This window comes from Staphylococcus sp. GDB20D11A (genome assembly GCF_016893255.1).
GTDB classification, from domain to species: Bacteria; Bacillota; Bacilli; order Staphylococcales; family Staphylococcaceae; genus Staphylococcus; species Staphylococcus aureus.
The window spans coordinates 265,970-291,038 of sequence record NZ_JAFEPJ010000003.1 but is presented as its reverse complement, the minus strand read 5'-3'; the positions used below and the strand labels follow the sequence as shown (position 1 = coordinate 291,038).

Genomic DNA, 25,069 nt, shown 5'->3' with positions numbered 1-25,069 from the left:
GTATATTGAGCATGGCGATTCATGTGCTTCATGCTAGGACATGAAACATTCTATATGGCTCGTTTTTAGAACGACAGTATATCTAAATAAAGCACGCTTAAAAGTGAGTTGTGATACTGACTTTTAAGTGTGCTTTTTGATGTGTATGGATAATGGATAATACTCTGAAAAATTTTACATGAAAATATGCAAAACGAGTATAACTGCTAATTGATAGAAATAGCTCACCATAAAATTACGGTTTGATTTTAAATATAAGTAAGTCGCACTACTAGCTAGTATCAATGCTGGAATGAATTCCCACCATGTATTAATGTATGGATAATAGTACAGTGTTTCAAGGATAACGGATAATACTATTGTAATCTTTAAAGGTATTAATCTGCTTAATTCTTGAATTAAAATATGACGGAAAATAAGTTGACAAATCAAAGTATTTAATATAATGGTTAACGAAAATATAGCTATTAAACTGATGGAACCATATTCTCTAATGAGCGGGTAAATGTCAAAGACAGTAAAGGAATCTACATTTAGTGCGAAAATATCGAAATGATTTAAAAGTAAAAAGAGTACGATACTTAATGTAAATGATATAAGAATATGCCATTTATATTTAGCACTGGCAACGATTTGCGAACGTATCATTGGAACAAATGCATCTTCATGCATCCGACGAAAAATAGCTAGTGAAATAATAACTGCGAGTAAATAGCTAATGTTCATTGAAATAGGAAAAGAGAAACCCCATGGGGCTTGTTGAGTGAATACAGCTACTAACCCAAAAGTTAAAAAGACGATAATGATTGGCAAGATGTTAACCAAAAATATATAAAGGAAAATAAATCCAATATCACGTTTGAAAAAACGCGATTGTTCGGTAGCGTATTCTTCTTCTATGTAATGTTTATTTGTATTTGACATAGTATACCTCTTAAATAGTTGTATTATATAGATACTTTAGCACATATTACTTTGTATTGTATGTTTTATACATTAAAATTTAAAATGAAAAACATATCATAAAATTGTTTTATAAAATGAAGCGCTTCCATTGTGTTTTATTTTGTAAGGTGTATCATAAATATTGAATTGAAATTTTGGGGGAGGTATTGTAATGACGTTTCTTACAGTCATGCAATTTATAGTTAACATTATCGTTGTAGGATTCATGCTTACGGTTATTGTTATCGGGCTTATTTGGTTAATTAAAGATAAAAGACAATCACAACATAGTGTATTAAGGAATTATCCTTTACTAGCACGTATTAGATATATTTCAGAAAAAATGGGACCGGAATTACGTCAGTATTTATTTTCTGGGGATAATGAAGGAAAACCTTTTTCACGTAATGATTATAAAAATATCGTTTTGGCTGGAAAATATAACTCTCGTATGACCAGCTTCGGTACTACTAAAGATTATCAAGACGGCTTTTACATACAGAACACAATGTTTCCGATGCAACGTAATGAGATTTCAGTAGATAATACAACATTGTTATCAACATTCATTTATAAAATCGCGAATGAGCGTTTATTTAGTCGTGAAGAATATCGTGTACCGACAAAGATTGATCCGTATTACTTAAGTGATGATCATGCAATAAAATTAGGTGAACATTTAAAACATCCATTTGTTTTAAAACGTATCGTAGGACAATCTGGTATGAGTTATGGAGCCTTAGGAAAAAATGCCATTACAGCTTTATCTAAAGGTCTAGCTAAAGCGGGCACTTGGATGAATACAGGTGAAGGTGGCTTATCAGAATATCATTTAAAAGGTAATGGGGATATCATTTTCCAAATTGGTCCCGGTTTGTTTGGTGTTCGTGATAAAGAAGGTAATTTTAGTGAAGATTTATTTAAAGAGGTCGCACAGTTATCTAACGTACGCGCATTTGAGCTGAAGTTGGCACAAGGTGCTAAGACTCGTGGTGGTCATATGGAAGCGGAAAAGGTAAACGAAGAAATTGCTAAAATCCGAAATGTTGAACCTTATAAAACAATCAATTCACCTAACCGTTACGAATTTATTCATAATGCTGAAGATTTGATTCGTTTCGTCGATCAGTTGCAGCAATTAGGTCAAAAACCAGTAGGATTCAAAATTGTAGTAAGCAAAGTTTCAGAAATTGAAACACTTGTACGTACGATGGTGGAACTAGATAAGTATCCAAGCTTTATTACGATTGATGGTGGTGAAGGTGGTACTGGTGCAACATTCCAAGAATTACAAGATGGTGTTGGCTTACCGCTGTTTACAGCTCTACCTATTGTGTCTGGCATGTTAGAAAAATATGGTATTCGAGATAAAGTGAAATTGGCAGCATCTGGTAAGTTAGTGACACCAGATAAAATTGCGATTGCACTAGGTTTAGGTGCAGATTTTGTTAATATTGCACGTGGCATGATGATTAGTGTCGGTTGTATTATGAGTCAACAATGTCATATGAATACATGTCCTGTAGGTGTTGCAACGACAGATGCGAAAAAAGAAAAAGCATTGATTGTTGGAGAAAAGCAATATCGTGTCACAAACTATGTAACAAGTTTGCATGAAGGCTTATTCAATATTGCAGCTGCTGTTGGCGTATCCAGTCCTACAGAAATTACTGCTGATCATATTGTATATCGAAAAGTCGATGGTGAATTGCAAACGATACATGATTATAAATTAAAACTCATTAGTTAACTTATTTATTTCGGGAAAATGAAAGCAGCGGATTTTAGCGTTACTGCAAATAATTTTATATTAGTAGTGGATGCTGGTCACACAAGAATTTCAAATATTAAAGCCCTCAGAATATGAATTAAGGTTTGTAACCTTAGTCTTATCTGAGGGCATTTTTATGTTATAAACTATTTGTCGTCCATTTTATCTTTTTCTTTTAAACCTCTGTGCTTTAATTGCTTTTCAAGTTTTTCAAAACTAATATCTTTATTTTCTTTAGTTGAAACACCAAGACGTTTATTTAATTTTTTCATGTCAACTTCTGTGTAATCTATGTCTAAGTGTTCAATTGCTTTTTTATCTTTATAGTCTACTTTGTATTTTACGCCTTTAAGGTCTTTGAAAATACTTTCAGATTTGGCGAATAACTTTTTGGCTTCGTCTTTATCCATACCTAGATCGTCATATTTAATTGTGTTGATTGTAGACTGTTTTAAAACTTTATCATCTTTATATGTGATAGAAGTTAGTACATGTTTACCACTAACATCACCTTCATATGTTTTGGTTTGTTCTTTACCACAAGCTGATAATGCAATGATACAAACTAATGCTACTACAATTAATGAACATAATTTTTTCAAAGTCAGTCGCCTTCTTTCGATATTTGTATTATAAAGAAATTATAACATTTACTAAAAAATGATGTTATTCAAAAATTTAAATTTTGTCAATTTTTTTGAAGATATGAGGTTTTTTGAAGCGGATTTCTCACAAAGTTTTTAAAAATATTTAAGCCTGAAAACGATAAAACGGTAGAGAACGTAGTGTGTTCCACTGCTGATTTCTTTTTGAGCATTATAGACGGTATGTTGGAAGAAAAGAACAAAAGCTTGTGTACGATAGTATATAGGGACTAAGATTACGACGGATGTGTCGGTGATATTGACGTACTTAAATACGTATGCTATAATTAGCGTATCAGAAGACAAAGGAGGGTTTATATGATTATCACTAGCCCTACAGAAGCGAGAAAAGATTTTTATCAATTACTAAAAAATGTTAATAATAATCACGAACCAATTTATATTAGTGGCAATAATGCCGAAAATAATGCTGTGATTATAGGTTTAGAAGATTGGAAAAGTATACAAGAGACAATATATCTTGAATCTACTGGTACAATGGACAAAGTAAGAGAAAGAGAAAAAGATAGTAGTGGTACAACAAATATAGATGATATTGATTGGGATAATCTGTAATGAGCAATTACACGGTTAAGATTAAAAATTCAGCGAAATCAGATTTAAAGAAAATAAAACATTCTTATTTAAAGAAGTCATTTTTAGAAATTGTTGAGACTTTAAAAAATGATCCGTATAAAATAACACAATCCTTTGAAAAATTAGAACCTAAATATTTAGAGCGATATTCAAGAAGAATTAACCATCAGCACAGGGTCGTCTATACCGTAGATGATCGAAATAAAGAAGTATTGATACTATCGGCATGGTCACATTATGATTAATGGATATTCAACATCTGAATAAGTTTAATGATAAGTTAAATAAAGAAACTAGTATTTAAGTGTAGGGGAAATTGCGGCGTTAATGCGTTGTTATCTCTACGCTTTTTATTTTTTTAATAGCGCAAGACTAAACAGATTGAAATTAATAACAATAAAAGAATAAGGTATTATAATAAGAAATTTTAAATGGTGACGTTTTCGGGATATTAAATTTTAGAAATATGATGTTTTTTAAGTGTATTTCTCACAAAATTTTAAAAATATTTAAGCCTGAAAACGATAAAGCGGTAGGGAACGCTTTTCTGAAAGTTAGTGATACAATAGTTTTAAGTTGAAATACAGGAGGTTGAATTACATGAATCAGTCAGTCAAATTACTTAAGCATTTAACAGATGTAAACGGCATTGCTGGTTATGAAATGCAAGTTAAAGAAGCAATGCGTAACTATATAGAGCCTGTCAGTGATCAAATTATTGAAGATAACTTGGGTGGCATTTTTGGAAAGAAAAATGCTGAGAATGGTCAATACTCAATTATGATTTCTGGTCATATGGATGAAGTTGGTTTTATGGTAACAAAGATTGATAAACATGGTTTTATTTCATTTACGCCAGTTGGTGGATGGTGGAATCAAGTCATGCTATCTCAAAAAGTAACGATTACAACAGATTCGGGCAAAGAAATTAGAGGTATCATCGGTTCTAAACCGCCGCATGTCTTAACGCCTGAAGAACGTAAAAAGCCGATGGAAATCAAAAATATGTTTATAGATATTGGTGTTAGTAGCAAGGAAGAAGCTGAAGAAGCTGGTGTTGAAGTAGGCAATATGGTTACGCCATATAGTGAATTTGAAGTGCTTGCAAATGATAAATATTTAACTGCGAAAGCATTTGATAATCGCTATGGCTGTGCATTAGCTGTTGAGGTATTAAAACGTTTAAAAGATGAAAATATTGGCATTAACTTATACAGTGGTGCCACAGTGCAAGAAGAAGTTGGGTTACGTGGTGCGAAAGTGGCAGCGAATACAATTAAACCAGATTTGGCGATAGCCGTCGATGTGGGTATTGCTTATGATACCCCAGGTATGTCAGGTCAAACGAGCGATAGTAAACTAGGCGGTGGTCCAGTTGTTATTATGATGGATGCTACAAGTATTGCGCACCAAGGTTTGCGCAAGCATATTAAAGATGTAGCTAAGAAACATAACATCGAAGTACAATGGGATACGACACCAGGTGGAGGTACAGATGCGGGAAGTATTCATGTCGCAAATGAAGGTATTCCAACGATGACAATAGGTGTCACGTTACGATACATGCACTCTAATGTATCGGTACTCAATGTGGATGATTATGAAAATTCTATCCGTCTTGTTACTGAAATTGTCCGTTCATTGAATGATGAAACTTATAAAAATATCATGTGGTAGTCAAATCCATAAATAATAAAGAAAGTCTTTAATATGATGTCATGCAAGAACTAAGTTAGATGCTTAGTTAGCATGAGATATCATGTTAAAGGCTTTTTATTTTTAAAAAGTGAGAATAAATCACTGCAGTGTACTTCAATTTTGACATAAATATTAAAAAATTTTCCGGAATGAAATGGCACTAAATTTTTCAAAAATGGGAATACTATATTTGATATGTCTTATTAGAGCGATTTTAAGGGGTAATAAGCATTGACTAGGTCGACTTATAGGTATAGCACACTATTCAAGAAAAGGAATACCCTATTATATCGAAATAACTCATGATACGAGGAGGGGTAAATATGTTGTTAGAGATAAAAGATTTAGTATATGACGCAAGTGATAGAGTCATACTAAATCATATTAATTTAAAAGTAGATAAAGGTGAAACCATTGCAATTATTGGTCCTTCAGGTAGTGGTAAAAGTACATTTCAAAAATTAATATGTAATTTAATTAGCCCAACCAGTGGAACACTTTACTTTAAAGGTAAACCATATGATGATTACGAACCAGAAATATTACGCCGACACATTAGCTATTTGATGCAACAAAGCGATTTGTTTGGTGAAACGATTGAAGATAATATGATTTTTCCGTCTCTTGCGCGTAATGATAAATTTGATAAGAAACGTGCTAAGCAATTAATTAAAGATGTAGGTTTAGGACACTATCAATTAAGTTCTAAAATAGAACATATGTCAGGTGGCGAGCGTCAAAGGATCGCGATTGCACGCCAATTAATGTATACCCCAGACATCCTTCTATTAGATGAATCAACAAGTGCGTTAGATATTAATAATAAAGAAAAAATAGAAAATATCATTTTTAAATTAGCAGATCAAGGCGTGGCAATTATGTGGATTACCCACAGCGATGACCAAAGTATGCGACACTTTCAAAAGCGTATAACCATTGTTGATGGTCAAATTTCTAATACAGAGGAGTTGAACCAACATGAGTAATACAGCATTAGGACTGACGGCATTGCTATTAGTTATTCCAATTATTATTTCTTATAAAGAAGGTCTACATATTATTAAAGATTTGATTGTGGCGACACTACGTGCGGTCGTACAATTAATCATTTTAGGATTCTTACTGCACTATATTTTTAAAATTAATGACAAATGGCTATTAGTATTATGTGTATTTGTCATTATTGTCAACGCATCATGGAATACGATTAGTCGATCATCACCTGTCATGCACCATGTCTTTTTGATTTCCTTTGTGGCTATCTTTGTTGGAACGGCATTACCGCTTGCAGGTACCATTGCGACAGGGGCCATCCAATTTACAGCCAATGAAGTTATCCCTATCGGCGGCATGCTTGCTAATAATGGCTTGATTGCAATTAATTTAGCTTACCAAAATTTAGATCGTGCATTCGTACAAGATGGTACTAATATTGAATCTAAATTATCACTTGCAGCTACACCTAAATTGGCTTCTAAAGGTGCAATACGTGAAAGTATTCGTTTAGCTATAGTGCCAACAATTGATTCGGTTAAAACATATGGGCTTGTGTCGATTCCTGGTATGATGACAGGCTTAATTATTGGTGGCGTACCACCTTTACAAGCGATTAAATTTCAATTGTTAGTCGTGTTTATTCATACAACTGCGACCATTATGTCTGCTTTGATTGCGACATATTTAAGCTATGGTCAATTTTTCAATGCAAGACATCAATTAGTAGCACGAAATACGGATGTTAAGAGTGAGTCATGATAGATTTTACCGCATCAGATTTAGGCATTAGTTTTAATTGGAAAAGAAGTGACGCGCACATATAGTAATGCTATTATTTAGCTCAGCGAAAATATTCATAAAGGCACGCATACTTTGTAGTCAGTTATCTGTTCTGACATATAAAGCGTGCGTGCTTTTTTGGAGTCATTGTTGAAACTGAAGTAATTATACATAATTATTAAATGACATACTTGTGTTAATTTTTCAAATACTGAAAAACAATTTCAATAATTTTCCAATTAAGCACAGAAAATTAAAGCAAAATATTATATAATAGAATGGTTATATATAAAATTGTGTTGCACACATTTTTTAATAAATCGTTATTCTAAGGGAAATGAATATCGGAAATTTTGTTGAAAGGAGTTTTAAAATGTCAATCATGCGACTATTTACATTCATTTTAAGTATTTTTATCGTAGGAATGGTTGAAATGATGGTTGCAGGAATTATGAACTTGATGAGTCAGGACTTACATGTATCAGAAGCTGTCGTTGGTCAATTAGTGACAATGTACGCTTTAACATTTGCGATATGTGGACCTATTCTTGTTAAATTAACGAACCGTTTTTCATCAAGGCCTGTATTATTATGGACATTACTTATATTTATCATTGGTAATGGCATTATTGCTGTAGCGCCAAATTTTTCAATATTAGTAGTTGGTAGAATTATCTCATTTGCAGCAGCAGCACTAATTATCGTAAAAGTATTAGCTATTACAGCGATGTTATCAGCACCTAAAAATCGTGGCAAAATGATTGGACTTGTATATACAGGGTTTAGTGGTGCCAATGTTTTTGGTGTACCAATTGGAACGGTTATCGGCGATTTAGTAGGTTGGCGCTATACATTTCTATTCTTAATTATTGTGAGTATTATTGTTGGCTTCTTAATGATGATCTATTTACCGAAGGATCAGGAAATACAACGAGGCCCTGTGAATCATGAGGCACCATCTCATGAAAATCATGTTACTTCGAAAATATTAAGACCTGCTGAAGTAGCAAAATATTTAATTATTACGTTTTTAGTATTGATTGCAAACTCAGTGACATTCGTCTTTATAAATCCACTTATTTTATCTAATGGTCATGATATGTCATTCGTTTCATTAGCACTTCTAGTAAATGGAATCGCTGGCGTTATTGGAACATCATTAGGTGGTATATTCTCCGATAAAATTACAAGTAAGCGTTGGTTAATGATTTCTGTTTCTATTTTTATCGTCATGATGTTACTTATGAATTTAATCTTACCTGGTTCAGGTCTATTGTTAGCAGGACTATTTATTTGGAATATCATGCAATGGAGTACTAATCCAGCAGTGCAAAGCGGTGTGATTCAACATGTTGAAGGCGACACAAGCCAAGTAATGAGCTGGAACATGTCTAGTTTAAACGCTGGTATTGGTGTTGGAGGCATTATTGGAGGCTTGGTCATGACACATGTTTCTGTTCAAGCTATCACGTATACGAGTGCCATCATTGGCGCATTAGGATTAATCGTTGTTTTCACATTGAAAAATAATCATTATGCTAAAACATTTAAATCATCATAATTCTCATATGAAAAGCACGCCTGCTATCAAATTCAGGTGTGCTTTTTTAGATGCGATAACGTTATTGATATGTGCGATAATAGCGACGTTCATTATGATACATCGGCCAAGGCATTTTACCGCTTTTAGCAAAATTAGCTAAATCATTTTGCATTTGTCGACTTAAAAATTTAAGGTGAGCAGTTGTTGGATATTGATGTGCTGCTAATATTTGTAAGTTTCCGAACCAAAATACCATATCTAGAATATGGTAAGCACTGCGATAGTGTGCGCTAGAAGTATCATGCCATGCAAATTCAGCAAGCCATAGTTTTGCGTTTGAATCTTGTATATTGAGTTGTTGTAAAAATTGCTTCATCGGCTGTTTGAAATAACAATGTGTAATCGCTAAAGATTGTTGCTTCGCCGTCTGAACATCTTCGTATTTTAAAGGAATATCATTTAATTCCATAATGTCGATAAAGCGTTGCGGCGATAATTTTTTCTGTTCACTAGTAATATAAATATCGCCTTCATCTTTTGTATAACATGCAAAAATTGGTTTCGTTGTTGGATAATTATTTTGTATATAATCTGTTTTAATAGGCGCATATATTAAATCAAGCCCTTTAGAAGGTCCTCGAGATTGTTTTAGCTTCTCCATCAGCATAAGAATATCATCTGTCGATAATGATGTAACATCACCTGTATCTAAATAATCGAGCATCAATTTTTGGAAATGTTGTGCTTTATTGCGTGCACTCTCAAGGGTGTCTAATCGTAGTGCGCCACTTAGCAGAACGACTTTATGGAAGTATGGCTCAATGTCAGGTATTTTAAGTAAAGTCAAAATGCTCATACTGCCTGCAGACTGACCCATTAAAGTAATGTTATTAGCGTCGCCACCGAAGGATTCAATAAATTGATGCACCCATTTTATGACATTGATTTGATCTGAAAGTCCATTATTGGAATGAAAATCTTTATTAAAATATGACCAGTCTAAATATCCTAATGCACCTAAACGATAATTGCATGTAATAACGATAATGTCGTTATTTTGTACTAAATGTGCCGGTTGATAGAGTTCGGCTGTGCCATGACCATTTTCAAAACTACCACCATAAAAATAAATGATGACAGGTTTCTTCGTCTGATCATTATGTTGTTTCCAAATATTTAAATATAAACAGTCTTCATGTTCAGTAAAAGTTGTAGATTGTGAGGAGAAAAAATCTTCTAATTTGTTGTCTGGTTGCGGTGGGATGGGTTGTATTTCAGTTGCATCAATTGGCTCTGACCATTGTGTTTTTAACGTAGAATGTTTAAAGCGATTGTCATGAACTGGTGGTTCTGCATAAGGAATGCCTAAGAAGATATCTAAACCATCTTGTGTAATACCATGAATTTGACCACCTGTAGTATTAATCTTCATATTTATTAACCTCCTTTATCATCCCCAATTTAATCATACCACGGTCTATAGATGATAGGTGACAAGTATAACAAGACAAATTTGTGACTGAATCAGACGAGCTTGATATCTGTTTTAACTCAAACCATTTTCAGCATTATATGATGTTCTTCTACAGTGACATTTCATTACAATATCACTCTCGCCATCTTGTTATGTTAGTTATTTATAACCCATTTTCAAAATAAAAAACCAACCAAGATGTTGAAATCAATGGTTGGTTAATGTGTGTGTTGAAATCATATATGGCACTGCATTTTAAATTATTTAATGAGATGACTTTGATTCATTATTTAGTGACTCACGCATCTTTGTATTGATTCGTGTTGCGCGACGGAAATAGACGCTTTCAAATGAACTCGTTGTACCGATGTAATAGAAGATAAGTGCCACAATAATAATAACGATAAAGTCAAATGGATAGTGAATCATATTTAAGCCTTTAAATTCTTTGCTTCCTATAAATGACAGTATTGATAACACGATTAAATATACAATAATCCATAAGCTACCACCAATTTGTTTCTTTGTATTACGCCAATTCATACGATATTCATAGAAGAAGTAGATTGGTAATCCAAGTATAATGATTAAAATAACTTCAGCCGTTGTTGGCCACATTGCCCAATATATAGCTAATGAAGCTAATACAAATGATAATGGTGCCATTACTTTTAAAATTTTTGCTCTAAATGGACGAGTCATTGTTGGTCCCATTTTTCTTAATGCAATCACTGTCGTTGGGCCAGTTAAATAGGCTACTAAAGTTGCAGTAGAAATAACTGCTGCTAGCGTACCCCAATCTCTAAATAACGTAACCATAATCATACTAATGATGGCATTAAAGATGATTGCTACACGTGGAATATGATATTTTTCATTCATCTTCCCAAGAAATTTAGGGATATGTCCATTTTTCTCCATTGCTCGTAAAACTCGACCTGTAACGGCGACAAATGACACGCCAGTACCGAATGGTGATACAAAAGCTTCAATATATAGTAAAATTGCGAGCCAATTAATTCCTAATAAGATAGCTAAATCAGCAAATGGTGAATTGAAGTTGATGCCATTCCATCCACTATGTTGTAACATTGATTGAGGCATAGAAGTGATAAACGTACTTTGTAAAATGATGTACAACACTGCACTGATTGACAGTGAGATAGCGATGCCTCTTGCGATATTTTTTTCAGGATTTTTAATTTCTGAACCCATATTAATAATTGTCTGGAATGAATTGAATGAAAAAATAATCCCTGATGCTGTTGTTGCAGCAAAAATCGGTGCACTTCCGTAAGGCATAAATGTGCTTGCCGAATGGCCGTAATTTGAAGTGTCGAATCCTGATAACATCAACATGATGATGGTTAACATGGGTATGCCTAATTTAAATACAGAAATTAAACTCGTAAATGATGTTAAAAGTTTTACGGACCAATAGTTTAATAATGAAAAAATAACAATGATGAGATATACAGCTAGCAATCCGTATGTGCTAATAGAGCCATTTTCCATTAAATGTTTCATTGGTTTCGCCCAATGCCACGGCCAAGAACTCATATATTGAACAGCTGACACAGCTTCGATAGGTATTATTGTCACCAAAGACACCCAATTCGCCCAAGCAGCAATAAAGCCTAATAATGAGCCATGTGTATACTGGGCATAGTTACTCATGCCACCTGATTGAGGAAACATTGTGCCGATTTCAATGTAGTTATAGGCAATGGTTCTAATGACTAGGAATCCAAGAACCCATGATATGATAGCTGCTGGTCCAGCTATTGATGATGCTTCCCACGCACCAAATAGCCAACCAGATCCTATTAAAGAACCTAACCCTAATAAGACTAATTGGGATAGATTGATTTTGTCGTTGTGCAATTGCTTGTCTTTATTCATAAATACTCCTTCGTTATTGCCAAAAATACAAAAAATAATATGCGACAATTATACGCTTATTATAATAATAGTCAAATGCATTTTTTGTAAGAATACAAAAGCATTTGTAAAATTAGTTTTTTATAAAATTAGGATATATAATACAATGTGTATTGAAAAATAAAATGGAAGTGATGACTATGAGTGAGAAACAACCGAATGAACAAGTTGAGGCATTTTTAAATAAAGAGAGTCAATGGCAAGAAGAATATAAATATTTGAGAGCGTTAATCTTTAATGAAACAGAATTAGAGGAAGCGTATAAATGGATGCATCCTTGTTACACGCTGAATAATAAAAATGTAGTACTTATCCATGGCTTCAAAAATTATGTTGCACTATTATTTCATAAAGGTGCCATTTTGGAGGATAAATATCATACACTCATTCAACAGACTGAAAAGGTGCAAGCAGCTCGTCAGTTACGATTTGAAAATTTAACAGAGATTCAAGCACGTACCGAAGAAATTAAATATTATCTAGCTGAAGCAATTAAAGCTGAAAAAGCTGGTAAAAAAGTTGAAATGAAGAAAACAGAGGAATATGTTATTCCTAAAGAGTTAGAAGCTAAGTTCGAAGAAATGCCACAGCTAGAGTCGTCATTTTATAAATTAACGCCAGGCAGACAACATCAATATATATATCATATTGGACAAGCTAAACGCAGTGAAACAAGACAAAAGCGTGTTGAAAAGTATATTAACCAAATACTAGAAGGTAAAGGGATGCATGATAAGTAATTAATGAGTAAAAGCATACCGGTTATACAACAACATACAAGATGACACGAAACAACCAATGGCTCATGCTGTTGGTTGTTTTTTAGGTGTGCCTGTCATGGGCAACACTTTGACGGTGGAATTCCGTTACAGGCTTGGGAGTAGGAACTGTTAGCAAAAGGCAAGGGTGTCTACAATGAATGATGAAGATATTAAAATATAAGGATGACTTTGTGGGTGGCGGATGGGCGTTTGTCCGCCTGTAACAATGGATGCGTGTGCATTATTACAAAAATTCGACTTTTGCGATAATATTTCACATTTTCGACACTTTTTTGCTATAAAACAACCAATTGAGCGATAATAAATTCGCTTTTGAAAAATATGAGTTATCTATTTAGTTGCAAAAGATAAAATAATAATGTTTAATAACATCATATAGAGTATGTTAGTTTTAAATGTCGAATATACGAATGTGCAAACAAAGTAATCGGTAGAAATTCAACATACATAGCGCCGTTTACTGTTAAGTATTCACATTACAGATGAAAAATATAAAATTCTACATAATCAAGACCATGATGTGTACTTGTTTAACTTATGACTCTATTTGTTTAACAATTGCGATGATGGTCTTTTTATTTTATGCGTATCATTCGTCATATTTTTTATGAGGAAGGAGAAATGATTATGTTAAGTATTAAGCATTTAACGAAAATTTATTCTGGTAATAAAAAGGCAGTAGATGACATCTCTTTAGATATTCAATCTGGGGAATTTATCGCATTTATTGGAACCAGTGGAAGTGGCAAAACGACTGCTTTAAGAATGATAAACCGTATGATTGAAGCGACAGAAGGACAAATTGAAATTGATGGTAAAGACGTTCGGAGTATGAATCCTGTCGAATTACGTAGAAATATTGGCTATGTTATTCAACAAATTGGCTTAATGCCTCATATGACGATTAAAGAGAATATTGTGTTGGTACCCAAATTGTTGAAATGGACTAAAGAAGAAAAGGATAAACGTGCAAAGGAATTAATTAAACTTGTGGATTTACCGGAGTCATTTTTAGAGCGTTATCCAGCAGAACTATCAGGTGGGCAACAACAACGTATCGGTGTCGTAAGAGCACTTGCGGCCGAACAAGATATTATTTTAATGGATGAACCTTTTGGTGCATTGGATCCTATTACGAGAGATACGTTACAAGATTTAGTTAAAACGTTACAACGAAAATTAGGCAAGACGTTTATCTTTGTAACACATGATATGGATGAAGCGATTAAATTAGCAGACAAAATTTGTATTATGTCAGAAGGGAAGGTGGTGCAATTTGATACACCAGACAATATTTTAAGACATCCCGCAAATGATTTTGTACGTGATTTTATAGGACAAAATAGACTGATTCAAGACCGTCCCAATGACAAGACTGTAGAAGGTGTAATGATTAAACCAATCACGATACAAGCAGAAGCAACACTGAATGACGCCGTTCATATTATGAGACAAAAACGTGTTGATACTATTTTTGTAGTAGATAGTAATAACCATTTACTAGGTTTCTTAGACATTGAAGATATAAATCAGGGTATACGTGGACACAAAAGTTTACGAGATACCATGCAACAACATATTTATACCGTTCAAATTGATTCTAAGTTACAAGATTCTGTACGTACGATTTTAAAAAGAAACGTTAGGAATGTACCTGTCGTAGATGATAAGCAACGTTTAGTAGGACTGATTACGCGTGCCAATGTTGTTGATATTGTATATGACACGATTTGGGGCGATAGTGAGGATGCAGTGCAAACGGAACATGTGGGGGAAGACACTGCGTCCTCAAAAGTGCATGAGCAACACACTACTAATGTCAAAGTACGTGACATAGGAGATGATAAATCATGATCGAGTTCCTACATGAACATGGTGGACAGTTGATGTCGAAAACACTGGAACATTTTTATATTTCTATAGTGGCATTATTACTTGCCATCATTGTTGCAGTACCTATAGGCATTTTATTATCAAAAACAAAGCGAACTGCCAATATTATATTAACTGTGGCAGGTGTGTTACAAACTATTCCAACACTAGCTGTACTTGCTATTATGATACCGATTTTTGGTGTTGGTAAAACGCCTGCAATTGTAGCGCTATTTATTTATGTATTATTACCTATTTTAAATAACACGGTACTCGGTGTTCAAAATATTGATAGCAACATTAAAGAAGCTGGAAAAAGTATGGGAATGACGCAATTTCAATTGATGAAAGATGTGGAATTGCCATTAGCCTTACCGCTTATCATTGGTGGCATTCGTTTGTCATCTGTGTATGTAATTAGTTGGGCTACACTTGCAAGTTATGTAGGTGCGGGTGGATTAGGTGATTTCATTTTCAATGGTTTAAATTTATATGATCCACTGATGATTGTAACTGCAACGGTACTCGTTACTGCACTAGCATTAGGTGTTGATGCCTTATTAGCTTTAGTTGAAAAATGGGTAGTTCCCAAAGGCTTAAAAGTATCTGGATAATTAGGAGGCTAAGATAATGAAGAAAATTAAATATATACTTGTCGTGCTTGTCTTATCGCTTACTGTGTTATCTGGATGTAGTTTGCCCGGACTAGGTAGTAAGAGCACGAAAAATGATGTCAAAATTACAGCATTATCAACAAGCGAATCGCAAATTATTTCACATATGTTACGGTTGTTAATAGAGCATGATACACATGGCAAGATAAAGCCAACATTAGTAAATAATTTAGGGTCAAGTACGATTCAACATAATGCCTTAATTAATGGGGATGCTAATATATCAGGTGTTAGATATAATGGCACAGATTTAACGGGAGTTTTAAAGGAAGCACCAATCAAAGATCCTAAGAAAGCAATGATAGCCACACAACAAGGATTTAAAAAGAAATTTGATCAAACGTTTTTTGATTCGTATGGTTTTGCGAATACGTATGCATTCATGGTAACGAAGGAAACTGCTAAAAAATATCATTTAGAGACAGTTTCAGATTTAGCAAAGCATAGTAAAGATTTACGTTTAGGTATGGATAGTTCATGGATGAATCGTAAAGGCGATGGCTATGAAGGGTTTAAAAAAGAGTATGGTTTCGACTTTGGTACAGTGAGACCAATGCAAATAGGTCTAGTCTACGACGCATTAAACTCAGAGAAGTTAGACGTTGCATTAGGTTATTCTACAGATGGTCGAATTGCCGCGTATGATTTGAAAGTACTTAAAGATGATAAACAATTTTTCCCACCTTATGCTGCGAGTGCTGTTGCAACAAATGAATTATTACGCCAACACCCAGAACTTAAAACGACGATTAATAAGTTGACTGGAAAGATTTCAACTTCAGAGATGCAGCGCTTGAATTATGAAGCGGATGGTAAAGGTAAAGAACCTGCTGTCGTCGCAGAAGAATTTTTGAAAAAACACCACTATTTTGATAAACAGAAAGGTGGTCATAAGTAATGGAAGGTAATTTATTACAGCAATTATTCAATTATTATGTTACGAACTTTGGCTATCTATGGGATTTATTTTTCAAACACTTATTAATGTCTGTCTATGGTGTACTTTTTGCAGCTTTAATTGGTATTCCATTGGGGATCTTGCTTGCAAGATACACAAAACTTTCTGGATTTGTAATTACAATTGCAAATATAATTCAAACAGTTCCAGTCATTGCAATGTTAGCTATTTTAATGTTAGTCATGGGCTTAGGCTCAGAAACAGTAGTTTTAACAGTGTTTTTATATGCGTTACTTCCAATTATAAAAAATACTTATACTGGTATAGCTAGTGTTGATGCGAATATTAAGGATGCTGGCAAAGGTATGGGAATGACACGCAATCAAGTGCTACGAATGATTGAATTACCGTTATCTGTTTCGGTTATTATCGGTGGCATTCGTATTGCTTTGGTTGTTGCGATAGGTGTTGTTGCCGTTGGATCATTTATAGGAGCACCTACGCTTGGTGACATTGTGATTCGTGGTACAAATGCGACGGATGGCACAACGTTTATTTTAGCAGGTGCGATTCCGATTGCTATCATTGCAATCATCATTGATGTCCTATTGAGATTTTTAGAAAAACGATTAGACCCAACGACACGACATCGAAAAAATCAATCTAATCATCGGCCGCAAAGTATTAATATGTAATCGTAGAAGATGTTTATAATTTAGCGATTCCGTTTCATGGTTTATAAAAATGAGGCTACTCAAGGAGCTCAAATAATCTTTGAGTAGCCGTTTTATAGGTTGTATTTGTATGCGTTTACACTAAAATAGCAATTATTATCACGAAAGTTTTTGGGTAAAAAGCGTTAATTATTGTAAAAATACTAAAAAATGAGATGTTTTATTTATAATTTTCTGCAAATTTATGATATTGTTTCTTAATATATCATATTAAAAATTTGTTTTTCTTAAACATAGGAGGCTTATCTAATTCATGGACACATCAAAACAATTTAGAGGTGACAACCGATTGCTTTTGGGTATCGTTTTAGGGGTTATTACCTTTTGGCTATTCGCGCAGTCACTTGTTAATCTTGTTGTCCCATTACAATCAACATATAGTAGTGACGTTGGAACGATAAATATCGCTGTTAGCTTATCTGCCTTATTTGCTGGTTTGTTTATCGTAGGTGCTGGTGATGTTGCTGATAAATTTGGTCGCGTCAAAATTACTTATGTAGGATTGATATTAAATGTTGTAGGTTCATTACTCATCATTATTACACCTTTGCCAGCATTTTTAATTATAGGTAGAATAATTCAAGGTTTGTCTGCAGCATGTATTATGCCATCCACACTTGCTATTATTAACGAATATTATATTGGTACAAGAAGACAACGTGCCTTAAGCTATTGGTCTATTGGTTCTTGGGGTGGTAGTGGTATTTGTACGTTGTTTGGTGGCTTAATGGCTACATATATAGGTTGGCGTTCAATATTTGTTGTTTCAATTCTATTAACATTATTAGCAATGTACTTAATCAAACATGCACCTGAGACTAAGGCAGAACCAATCAAAGGTATGAAAGCAGAAGCTAAAAAGTTTGACGTTATCGGGTTAGTCATTTTAGTAGTGACAATGTTAAGTTTAAATGTAATCATCACACAGACGTCTAATTTTGGTTTAGTTTCACCGTTAATTCTAGGTTTAATTGTAGTGTTTATCTGTTCATTAGTTGGTTTTGTATATTACGAAAATAAAATAAAGCATCCACTTGTTGATTTTTCAATTTTTAAAAATAGAGGGTACAGTGGTGCAACTATTTCAAACTTCTTATTAAATGGTGTAGCAGGTGGTGCACTTATCGTCATTAACACATATTATCAACAACAATTAGGATTTAATTCTTCGCAAACGGGTTATATTTCATTAACGTATTTAATAGCAGTGTTATCAATGATTCGTGTAGGTGAAAAGATTTTATCTCAACATGGTCCGAAACGCCCGCTATTACTAGGAAGTGGCTTTACAGTGATTGGGTTAATCTTATTGTCGTTAACATTTTTACCAGAAATGTGGTATATCGTATCTAGTATAGTTGGATATTTATTATTTGGTACTGGTTTAGGATTATATGCTACACCATCAACTGATACAGCAGTTGCTAGTGCGCCAGATGATAAGTCGGGTGTTGCTTCAGGCGTATATAAAATGGCGTCATCATTAGGAAATGCATTTGGAGTAGCAGTATCTGGTACGGTTTATACTGTGTTAGCAGCTAATTTAAATTTGAACTTAGGTGGTTTCACAGGTATGATGTTTAATGCCTTGCTAGCAATTGTTGCATTTTTAGTCATTTTACTATTAGTTCCTAAAAATCAAACGAATTTGTAAAACTGAAATGAAAGCAAGTTATTATGTAGGGATTTTAAAGGAAATTTTGTGAAAGTATGTATATCATACACACTTAATGTTGCGTATTGACGTTTAATGTTAGGTGTGTTCTTTTATAGACGATAAAAGCTGTGTGTATATTAAGCGAATGATTTTCAAATTGACGCTAATATGCGAAAGTAGTATTTTAAAAATGAACAACAACGATGAAGAGGGGTTTATAGGATGAAAATTGCAATTGCTGGATCGGGTGCACTAGGTAGTGGCTTTGGTGCCAAAATATTTCAAGCGGGATATGATGTCACACTTATTGACGGATATACATCTCATGTTGAAGCGGTTAAGCAACATGGATTAAATATAACGATTAATGGAGAGGCATTCGAGTTAAACATTCCGATGTATCATTTTAATGATCAACCGGACGAAAGCATTTACGATGTTGTCTTTCTATTTCCAAAGTCTATGCAATTAAAAGAAGTGATGGAAGCTATGAAGCCACATATTGATAATGAAACGATTGTCGTATGTACGATGAATGGTTTGAAGCATGAAGAAGTCATTGCGCAGTATGTTGCTCAATCACAAATTGTCAGAGGTGTTACGACTTGGACGGCAGGTCTTGAAAGCCCTGGACACAGTCATTTACTTGGTAGTGGACCAGTTGAAATAGGTGAACTAGTTGATGAAGGTAAAGAAAATGTTATAACAGTTGCTGATTTACTTAACGAAGCGGAATTGAATGGTGTCATTAGTAAAGATTTATATCAATCGATTTGGAAAAAGATTTGTGTTAATGGTACGGCAAATGCATTAAGCACAGTGTTGGAGTGTAATATGGCATCACTGAATGAAAGTAGTTATGCGAAGTGTTTGATTTATAAATTAACGCAAGAAATAGTGCATGTAGCGACGATTGATAATGTTCATTTAAATGTTGATGAAGTATTTGAATATTTAGTTGATTTAAATGAAAAAGTTGGTGCGCATTATCCATCCATGTATCAAGATTTAGTTGTTAATAATAGAAAAACTGAAATTGATTATATTAATGGTGCAGTTGCAACATTAGGTAAACAACGTCATATTGAAGCGCCAGTCAATCGCTTTATTACTGATTTAATTCATACTAAAGAAAGTCAGCGACATGCACAGGATTAATTAGTGTTTTTAGGTATGATTGCCAGGAAATGACAATCACGTGATAATTACGGTCATTATTAAAATTGAAATGTAATAAATAAAGAACAGCAGTAAGGTACTTTCAAATTGAAATGATCTTGGTGCTGTTTTTCTTGATTGATCTTCGTCATAATTCAGATTTGTCATAGGTCTACGACATACTACTAGCATTTGTTAGACAGTTTTTACGACGACACTTTGAAAAATTTTGAGGCAAATCATTTGGAAGTCTCATGTGAATTTTGTACACTCATCAAGCAAGTAATTATATCAAAAAGACAAATAGAGAAAAGGTGTTTATAATGAGTAAAATTTTTGTAACTGGTGCAACGGGCCTTATTGGCATTAAATTAGTTCAAAGACTAAAAGAAGAGGGGCATGAGGTTGCTGGTTTTACTACATCTGAGAATGGTCAACAAAAGCTAGCTGCTGTTAATGTAAAAGCATATATTGGTGATATATTAAAAGCTGATACTATTGATCAAGCGTTGGCAGATTTTAAACCAGAAATCATTATCAACCAAATTACGGATTTAAAAAATGTTGATATGGCAGCAAATACGAAAGTACGTATTGAAGGTTCTAAAAACTTAATTGATGCGGCGAAAAAGCATGACGTTAAGAAAGTAATTGCCCAAAGTATTGCCTTTATGTATGAACCTGGCGAAGGATTAGCAAATGAGGAAACTTCACTTGATTTTAACTCAACTGGTGATAGAAAAGTAACGGTTGATGGTGTGGTTGGTCTAGAAGAAGAAACGGCTCGTATGGATGAATACGTTGTTTTACGTTTTGGTTGGTTATATGGCCCAGGTACTTGGTACGGAAAAGATGGCATGATTTATAATCAATTTATGGATGGTCAAGTGACACTTTCAGATGGTGTAACATCATTTGTGCATCTTGATGATGCAGTTGAAACATCTATTCAAGCTATTCATTTTGAAAATGGTATTTATAATGTAGCAGATGATGCACCTGTTAAAGGTTCTGAATTTGCAGAATGGTATAAAGAACAACTTGGTGTTGAACCAAATATTGATATTCAACCTGCGCAACCATTTGAACGTGGCGTAAGCAATGAGAAGTTTAAAGCACAAGGTGGTACTCTGATTTATAAAACTTGGAAAGATGGCATGAATCCAATTAAATAATCGGTTTCTGCATATAGCATGTTAATAATGAAGACTTGTTCAAATCGCTAATCCTCATACATAAATATGTATGTTGCGGATTGATGGGCGATTGAACAAGTCTTTTTTATGGTTTCTTAATTGTCGTTGTATGTAGTACTAACAGAATTGTAATTAACATACTGAATAATGCAATAAATGTTGTAGTTAACGTTAATTTAATTTTTATTGGCAGCCAAGTTAGTACAAAAGACCAGTTATTGCTACCGAGAATGAGATATGGTAATGCATATAATATGAGTGCTATAGCGATACATAAACATAAAGTTAGCCAACTTAAAAATGTGGTAAGTTTTGATTTGCGCAGGATGATTTTCCCGTGACGCATTTGCCAAGCACGATAAGCTGAGAATATAAATGCTAATAAAATAAGTGTTGTCATCAAAACGGTAACAATATTAAATTGATCTTTATATTGATTGAGCATAGACGCAACTGTCGAATATCGCTTGTGATTTACAATTTGTGTGTTAAGATGCTCAACTAATTTGGGTACATATTCCGAATTTAAATTTGCAAGCACAACAATTCCATAATTTTGTTTTGGATTTAGTAAAATAAATGATGAAAAGTTATCGAGCGTCCCTGAATGAAACACTAAATGTTCATCATTATTGGTAAACCAGCCGGAAGCATATGCATTGGCATTAGGTTCACCAATTGTTGATGATAAATTTTTATGTGATTGTTGAACTAATGATTTGTATTTATCAGGTGGATTAAGTTGGAATTTTATCCAATGTTCCAAATCTTCAGTTGATGTCATCATATATGCTGATGGTGTATCCCAAAGGTTAAATTCAGGTTTAGAGACGACAGGTGTCGAACCTTGTAATTCGTAGCCAATAGCATCATGTTTTGATTTATTATTAGTTTGTTTGAATGATGTATGTGTCATATGCAAAGGCTTGAGCCATGAATTTGTAATATATTTTGTATAGGATTGCTTCGTAACGTTTTGGATAATTAAACCTAATAAATCATAGTTCATATTTGAGTATTCAAATTCTTCTCCGGGCTTATGATGTAATTCATCACCCATAATTGCACGGGTTACATCATTTAAACGATTATTTTTATTTGTTACGGAGTCTTCGCTTGTAATATCACTAGGTATACCACTTGTTTGAGCCAAAAGTTGCTTAATCGTAATAGTTTCATTTTGACCATTATAGTTCATTTTAAAATGAGGCACATGTTTGGATACGGCATCATTTAAGTTTAATCGACCTTCTTGAGCTAATTTTAAAATTGCAAGACCTGTGAAAGCTTTCGTATTAGAAGCAATTTCATACTTTGTTGTGGGAGAAGCTTTGACTTTTTTATCAACATCTTGATAACCATAACCTTTATTTAAAAAAACTTTGCCATTTTTTACTATTAAAATTGATGCTCCAGGAATATGTCCCTTTTGTAAATCATGCTCGATAATTGTATCTATTTGTTGTTGCGAATCATTGGTTAACCGTGTCTTCGTATTGCTATTAAATGTTATATATATAGCAATTGAAATGGCGACTAAAATGATAATAGAAATGGATAGAAAATACAGTTTTTTAGTAGTCATAAACGTTCCTTTTTATATGTTAAATTTACTTAAGTGCCTAATGAGATTTATTTTATTATACCAGTTCTATTGAATAAATTAATTAAAGAGGTATATTTACCATTATTTTTGACACCTTATATGTTAATAGGTGTATAATTACATAAAAAATATTAATTAACTCTCTATACTTTTTGGAAAGATAGGCGTATAGTGATATCCATCAAAAAGTATAAAAAGGAATAGGAGATTATGTTTAATCAATTTAAAAGACTTATTATAGGGCAACCTAAAAAAAACAGAGAACTAAAAGACGAAAAGATATCGAAGTTTAAAGGGTTAGCGATTCTTTCGTCGGATGCATTATCTTCAGTGGCTTACGGTCCCGAACAAATACTGATTACATTATCAGTAGTGGGTGCAGTTGCAACTTGGTATACTTTACCGATTGCAGGTGCTGTTCTGATCTTATTAGCTGCTTTAATTATGTCTTATAGGCAAATTATTTATGCATATCCTAAAGGTGGCGGCGCGTATATGGTGTCCAAGACCAATTTAGGAGAAAAATGGGGATTGCTTGCAGGAGGCTCATTATTAGTCGATTACATACTGACTGTTGCTGTTAGTATATCATCTGGTGCTGATGCATTTGTTGCTGCATTCCCAAGTTTATATGGGCATAAAGTACTGATTGCATGTTTACTGGTACTTTTTATTTTAATATTAAATTTACGTGGTTTAACTGAATCTGCCACCGTATTATCCTATCCAGTATATCTTTTCATTATAGGGTTAGTCATATTAATATTTATAGGTACTTTCCGTGTGGCGACAGGAGATATTCAACCACATATGCATGCATCAGTAGGAACTGCGGTTCCTGGAGTAACATTATTCTTGCTATTAAAAGCATTTTCATCAGGGGCTTCATCATTAACAGGTGTTGAAGCTATTTCAAATGCGGTAACCAATTTTAGAGAACCAAGTGCTAATAATGCTGTAAAAACGTTAATTGCTATGGGTTCAATTTTAGCGTTTTTATTAGTTGGTATCGTTGGTTTAGCATATGTTTATGGAATTATGCCACAAACGGAAACGACAGTTTTATCACAATTAGCTATGCAAATATTTGGTGATAATGCTGCCTTCTATTTTGTACAGGCAACGACCGTGATGATTTTGGTATTAGCAGCCAACACTGGATTTACAGCTTTTCCGATGTTAGCGGCTTCAATGTCTAAAGATAAATATATGCCTAGAATGTTTACTGTTAGAGGTGATCGCTTAGGCTACTCTAACTCGATTATTATTTTAGGTGTATTAGCCATTATTTTAATTATTGTATTTGATGGTATGACTGAAGATTTAATTCCATTGTATGCTGTTGGTGTATTTATTCCATTTACACTAGCACAATTCGGTATGGTTATTAAATGGATTCATGAACGTCCTAAGAATTGGTTAAGTAAGTTGTCTGTGAACTTACTTGGTGGTATCGTGACATTTATTGTTTTTATGATTTTACTCATAACTAAATTTAGCCAAGTATGGCCGATACTTATTTTCTTGCCGTTCGTGGTGATTTTCTTCTTGAAAATTAACAAACATTATCGAGATATCGCAGAACAATTACGTTCTGACATTGATGTTCTTAATGTGGACGTGGTAGATCGTAATTTAGCAATTGTGCCGATAACTAGTATTACAACAGCAGTTGATAAGTCTATTTATTACGCACAAATGCTTGCGAATAATGATGTCATTGCGGTACATGTATCATTTGGAGATGAAGATGAGAAAGCATTCCAAGAGAAATGGAAACGTCATTTCCCAGATGTAAGATTAGTTATTTTACACTCGGAATATCGCAGTATTATACGACCAATTTCACGTTTTATCGATAAGATTAATCGTAAAGCCAACGATCAAAACTATATGATTACAGTAGTGATACCAGAATTTATTACTAAGAAACGTTGGCATAATTTATTACACAATCAAACTAGTTTGCGTATGAAATTGTATTTAATTTATCAAAAGAATGTTAACGTATGTACAATTCCATTTAAACTTAAAAAATAGATTCTATAATCAAATCGGATTGATGAAAGGTTATTTACTTTTCATCAATCCGATTTTTTGATG

22 protein-coding genes and 1 pseudogene are annotated in these 25,069 nt (G+C 33.6%); 18 read left to right on the top strand and 5 right to left on the bottom strand.

All coding sequences use genetic code 11. The annotated features are described in order from the left end of the window. Positions 1-174 precede the first annotated feature (174 nt). On the bottom strand, positions 175-924 hold the full coding sequence (lnsB, locus tag JV528_RS03650; protein WP_000072452.1) for a CPBP family lipoprotein N-acylation protein LnsB: 750 nt from the start codon (positions 922-924) through the stop codon (positions 175-177). A gap of 193 nt (positions 925-1,117) precedes the next feature. Here lnsB and JV528_RS03645 point away from each other — a divergent pair, with 193 nt between their 5' ends. Beyond that, positions 1,118-2,695 (top strand): FMN-binding glutamate synthase family protein, encoded by a 1,578-nt coding sequence (locus tag JV528_RS03645; protein ID WP_000143506.1) that lies wholly within the window; start codon positions 1,118-1,120, stop codon positions 2,693-2,695. 167 nt (positions 2,696-2,862) lie between these two features. Here JV528_RS03645 and JV528_RS03640 read toward each other — a convergent pair whose 3' ends face one another. Beyond that, positions 2,863-3,318: a YehR family lipoprotein gene (locus JV528_RS03640; RefSeq protein ID WP_000732082.1), complete on the bottom strand. Its 456-nt coding sequence runs from the start codon at positions 3,316-3,318 to the stop codon at positions 2,863-2,865. Positions 3,319-3,678: 360 nt separating this feature from the next. Between JV528_RS03640 and JV528_RS03635 the strand changes: the two genes are divergently transcribed. The 6 genes from JV528_RS03635 (at position 3,679) to JV528_RS03610 (ending at position 8,992) form a co-directional block, all read left to right on the top strand. Beyond that, entirely contained in the window at positions 3,679-3,936 is a 258-nt protein-coding gene (locus tag JV528_RS03635; protein ID WP_000587617.1) for a type II toxin-antitoxin system Phd/YefM family antitoxin, read from the top strand. Further along, a complete protein-coding gene (locus JV528_RS03630; RefSeq protein ID WP_000074048.1) occupies positions 3,936-4,202 on the top strand; it encodes a Txe/YoeB family addiction module toxin in 267 nt (88 codons plus the stop codon). The genes JV528_RS03635 and JV528_RS03630 overlap by 1 nt, the downstream gene beginning before the upstream one ends. Before the next feature lie 355 nt (positions 4,203-4,557). Next, a complete protein-coding gene (locus JV528_RS03625; RefSeq protein WP_001076675.1) occupies positions 4,558-5,634 on the top strand; it encodes a M42 family metallopeptidase in 1,077 nt (358 codons plus the stop codon). Between the two features lie 344 nt (positions 5,635-5,978). Then, the gene (locus tag JV528_RS03620; RefSeq protein ID WP_000923508.1) at positions 5,979-6,641 is read left to right on the top strand and encodes an ABC transporter ATP-binding protein; all 663 of its coding nucleotides are present in this window, start codon (positions 5,979-5,981) and stop codon (positions 6,639-6,641) included. Then, positions 6,634-7,410, top strand: coding sequence for an ABC transporter permease (locus tag JV528_RS03615; protein ID WP_000072151.1), 777 nt, complete (start codon positions 6,634-6,636; stop codon positions 7,408-7,410). Before JV528_RS03620 ends, JV528_RS03615 begins: the two co-directional genes overlap by 8 nt. A gap of 394 nt (positions 7,411-7,804) precedes the next feature. Further along, positions 7,805-8,992, top strand: coding sequence for an MFS transporter (locus tag JV528_RS03610; RefSeq protein WP_204254806.1), 1,188 nt, complete (start codon positions 7,805-7,807; stop codon positions 8,990-8,992). Positions 8,993-9,053: 61 nt separating this feature from the next. On the opposite strand, the gene JV528_RS03605 is transcribed toward JV528_RS03610, so the two are convergent. Together JV528_RS03605 and JV528_RS03600 are read right to left on the bottom strand one after the other, a co-directional pair. After that, complete coding sequence (locus JV528_RS03605) at positions 9,054-10,406, bottom strand: carboxylesterase family protein (RefSeq protein WP_000700915.1); 1,353 nt, start codon at positions 10,404-10,406, stop codon at positions 9,054-9,056. Between the two features lie 306 nt (positions 10,407-10,712). Then, positions 10,713-12,350 (bottom strand): APC family permease, encoded by a 1,638-nt coding sequence (locus JV528_RS03600; protein ID WP_204177297.1) that lies wholly within the window; start codon positions 12,348-12,350, stop codon positions 10,713-10,715. 179 nt (positions 12,351-12,529) lie between these two features. On the opposite strand from JV528_RS03600, the gene JV528_RS03595 reads away from it, so the two are divergent. The 10 genes and pseudogenes from JV528_RS03595 (at position 12,530) to JV528_RS03550 (ending at position 21,339) form a co-directional block, all read left to right on the top strand. Continuing rightward, a complete protein-coding gene (locus JV528_RS03595; protein WP_001291480.1) occupies positions 12,530-13,129 on the top strand; it encodes a YdeI/OmpD-associated family protein in 600 nt (199 codons plus the stop codon). 34 nt (positions 13,130-13,163) lie between these two features. Beyond that, positions 13,164-13,273: pseudogene (locus JV528_RS03590) on the top strand (hypothetical protein). Positions 13,274-13,352: 79 nt separating this feature from the next. After that, positions 13,353-13,472: a hypothetical protein gene (locus JV528_RS03585; protein ID WP_001806496.1), complete on the top strand. Its 120-nt coding sequence runs from the start codon at positions 13,353-13,355 to the stop codon at positions 13,470-13,472. A 326-nt stretch (positions 13,473-13,798) separates the two neighbouring features. Beyond that, entirely contained in the window at positions 13,799-15,025 is a 1,227-nt protein-coding gene (locus JV528_RS03580; protein ID WP_000948978.1) for a betaine/proline/choline family ABC transporter ATP-binding protein, read from the top strand. Continuing rightward, complete coding sequence (locus JV528_RS03575; protein WP_000569113.1) at positions 15,022-15,657, top strand: ABC transporter permease; 636 nt, start codon at positions 15,022-15,024, stop codon at positions 15,655-15,657. Before JV528_RS03580 ends, JV528_RS03575 begins: the two co-directional genes overlap by 4 nt. 16 nt (positions 15,658-15,673) lie before the next feature. Beyond that, positions 15,674-16,615 carry an osmoprotectant ABC transporter substrate-binding protein gene (locus JV528_RS03570; RefSeq protein ID WP_000721557.1) on the top strand — a complete coding sequence of 314 codons (942 nt, stop codon included), beginning with the start codon at positions 15,674-15,676 and terminating at the stop codon, positions 16,613-16,615. Then, positions 16,615-17,310 (top strand): ABC transporter permease, encoded by a 696-nt coding sequence (locus JV528_RS03565; RefSeq protein WP_204177295.1) that lies wholly within the window; start codon positions 16,615-16,617, stop codon positions 17,308-17,310. The genes JV528_RS03570 and JV528_RS03565 overlap by 1 nt, the downstream gene beginning before the upstream one ends. Positions 17,311-17,602: 292 nt before the next feature. Next, positions 17,603-19,003: an MFS transporter gene (locus tag JV528_RS03560; protein WP_000381272.1), complete on the top strand. Its 1,401-nt coding sequence runs from the start codon at positions 17,603-17,605 to the stop codon at positions 19,001-19,003. Between the two features lie 225 nt (positions 19,004-19,228). Beyond that, positions 19,229-20,164 (top strand): 2-dehydropantoate 2-reductase, encoded by a 936-nt coding sequence (locus tag JV528_RS03555; RefSeq protein ID WP_204177294.1) that lies wholly within the window; start codon positions 19,229-19,231, stop codon positions 20,162-20,164. Between the two features lie 323 nt (positions 20,165-20,487). After that, positions 20,488-21,339 carry an NAD-dependent epimerase/dehydratase family protein gene (locus JV528_RS03550; protein ID WP_000034506.1) on the top strand — a complete coding sequence of 284 codons (852 nt, stop codon included), beginning with the start codon at positions 20,488-20,490 and terminating at the stop codon, positions 21,337-21,339. A gap of 106 nt (positions 21,340-21,445) precedes the next feature. Here JV528_RS03550 and JV528_RS03545 read toward each other — a convergent pair whose 3' ends face one another. Continuing rightward, a complete protein-coding gene (locus tag JV528_RS03545; protein WP_204254805.1) occupies positions 21,446-22,945 on the bottom strand; it encodes a serine hydrolase domain-containing protein in 1,500 nt (499 codons plus the stop codon). A gap of 231 nt (positions 22,946-23,176) precedes the next feature. On the opposite strand from JV528_RS03545, the gene JV528_RS03540 reads away from it, so the two are divergent. Beyond that, entirely contained in the window at positions 23,177-25,006 is a 1,830-nt protein-coding gene (locus JV528_RS03540) for an APC family permease (protein ID WP_000483052.1), read from the top strand. The last annotated feature ends 63 nt before the right edge of the window (positions 25,007-25,069 follow it).

Bases quoted from the DNA above. Each gene is read 5' to 3' on its own strand.
- JV528_RS03545 (WP_204254805.1), bottom strand. From the start codon at position 22,945: ATGACTACTAAAAAACTGTATTTTCTATCCATTTCTATTATCATTTTA.
- JV528_RS03560 (WP_000381272.1), top strand. From the start codon at position 17,603: ATGGACACATCAAAACAATTTAGAGGTGACAACCGATTGCTTTTGGGT.
- JV528_RS03605 (WP_000700915.1), bottom strand. From the start codon at position 10,406: ATGAAGATTAATACTACAGGTGGTCAAATTCATGGTATTACACAAGAT.
- JV528_RS03635 (WP_000587617.1), top strand. From the start codon at position 3,679: ATGATTATCACTAGCCCTACAGAAGCGAGAAAAGATTTTTATCAATTA.
- JV528_RS03610 (WP_204254806.1), top strand. From the start codon at position 7,805: ATGTCAATCATGCGACTATTTACATTCATTTTAAGTATTTTTATCGTA.
- JV528_RS03645 (WP_000143506.1), top strand. From the start codon at position 1,118: ATGACGTTTCTTACAGTCATGCAATTTATAGTTAACATTATCGTTGTA.
- JV528_RS03565 (WP_204177295.1), top strand. From the start codon at position 16,615: ATGGAAGGTAATTTATTACAGCAATTATTCAATTATTATGTTACGAAC.
- JV528_RS03540 (WP_000483052.1), top strand. From the start codon at position 23,177: ATGTTTAATCAATTTAAAAGACTTATTATAGGGCAACCTAAAAAAAAC.
- JV528_RS03570 (WP_000721557.1), top strand. From the start codon at position 15,674: ATGAAGAAAATTAAATATATACTTGTCGTGCTTGTCTTATCGCTTACT.
- JV528_RS03575 (WP_000569113.1), top strand. From the start codon at position 15,022: ATGATCGAGTTCCTACATGAACATGGTGGACAGTTGATGTCGAAAACA.
- JV528_RS03550 (WP_000034506.1), top strand. From the start codon at position 20,488: ATGAGTAAAATTTTTGTAACTGGTGCAACGGGCCTTATTGGCATTAAA.
- lnsB (WP_000072452.1), bottom strand. From the start codon at position 924: ATGTCAAATACAAATAAACATTACATAGAAGAAGAATACGCTACCGAA.
- JV528_RS03595 (WP_001291480.1), top strand. From the start codon at position 12,530: ATGAGTGAGAAACAACCGAATGAACAAGTTGAGGCATTTTTAAATAAA.
- JV528_RS03615 (WP_000072151.1), top strand. From the start codon at position 6,634: ATGAGTAATACAGCATTAGGACTGACGGCATTGCTATTAGTTATTCCA.
- JV528_RS03620 (WP_000923508.1), top strand. From the start codon at position 5,979: ATGTTGTTAGAGATAAAAGATTTAGTATATGACGCAAGTGATAGAGTC.
- JV528_RS03580 (WP_000948978.1), top strand. From the start codon at position 13,799: ATGTTAAGTATTAAGCATTTAACGAAAATTTATTCTGGTAATAAAAAG.
- JV528_RS03600 (WP_204177297.1), bottom strand. From the start codon at position 12,350: ATGAATAAAGACAAGCAATTGCACAACGACAAAATCAATCTATCCCAA.
- JV528_RS03625 (WP_001076675.1), top strand. From the start codon at position 4,558: ATGAATCAGTCAGTCAAATTACTTAAGCATTTAACAGATGTAAACGGC.
- JV528_RS03555 (WP_204177294.1), top strand. From the start codon at position 19,229: ATGAAAATTGCAATTGCTGGATCGGGTGCACTAGGTAGTGGCTTTGGT.
- JV528_RS03585 (WP_001806496.1), top strand. From the start codon at position 13,353: ATGGGCGTTTGTCCGCCTGTAACAATGGATGCGTGTGCATTATTACAA.
- JV528_RS03630 (WP_000074048.1), top strand. From the start codon at position 3,936: ATGAGCAATTACACGGTTAAGATTAAAAATTCAGCGAAATCAGATTTA.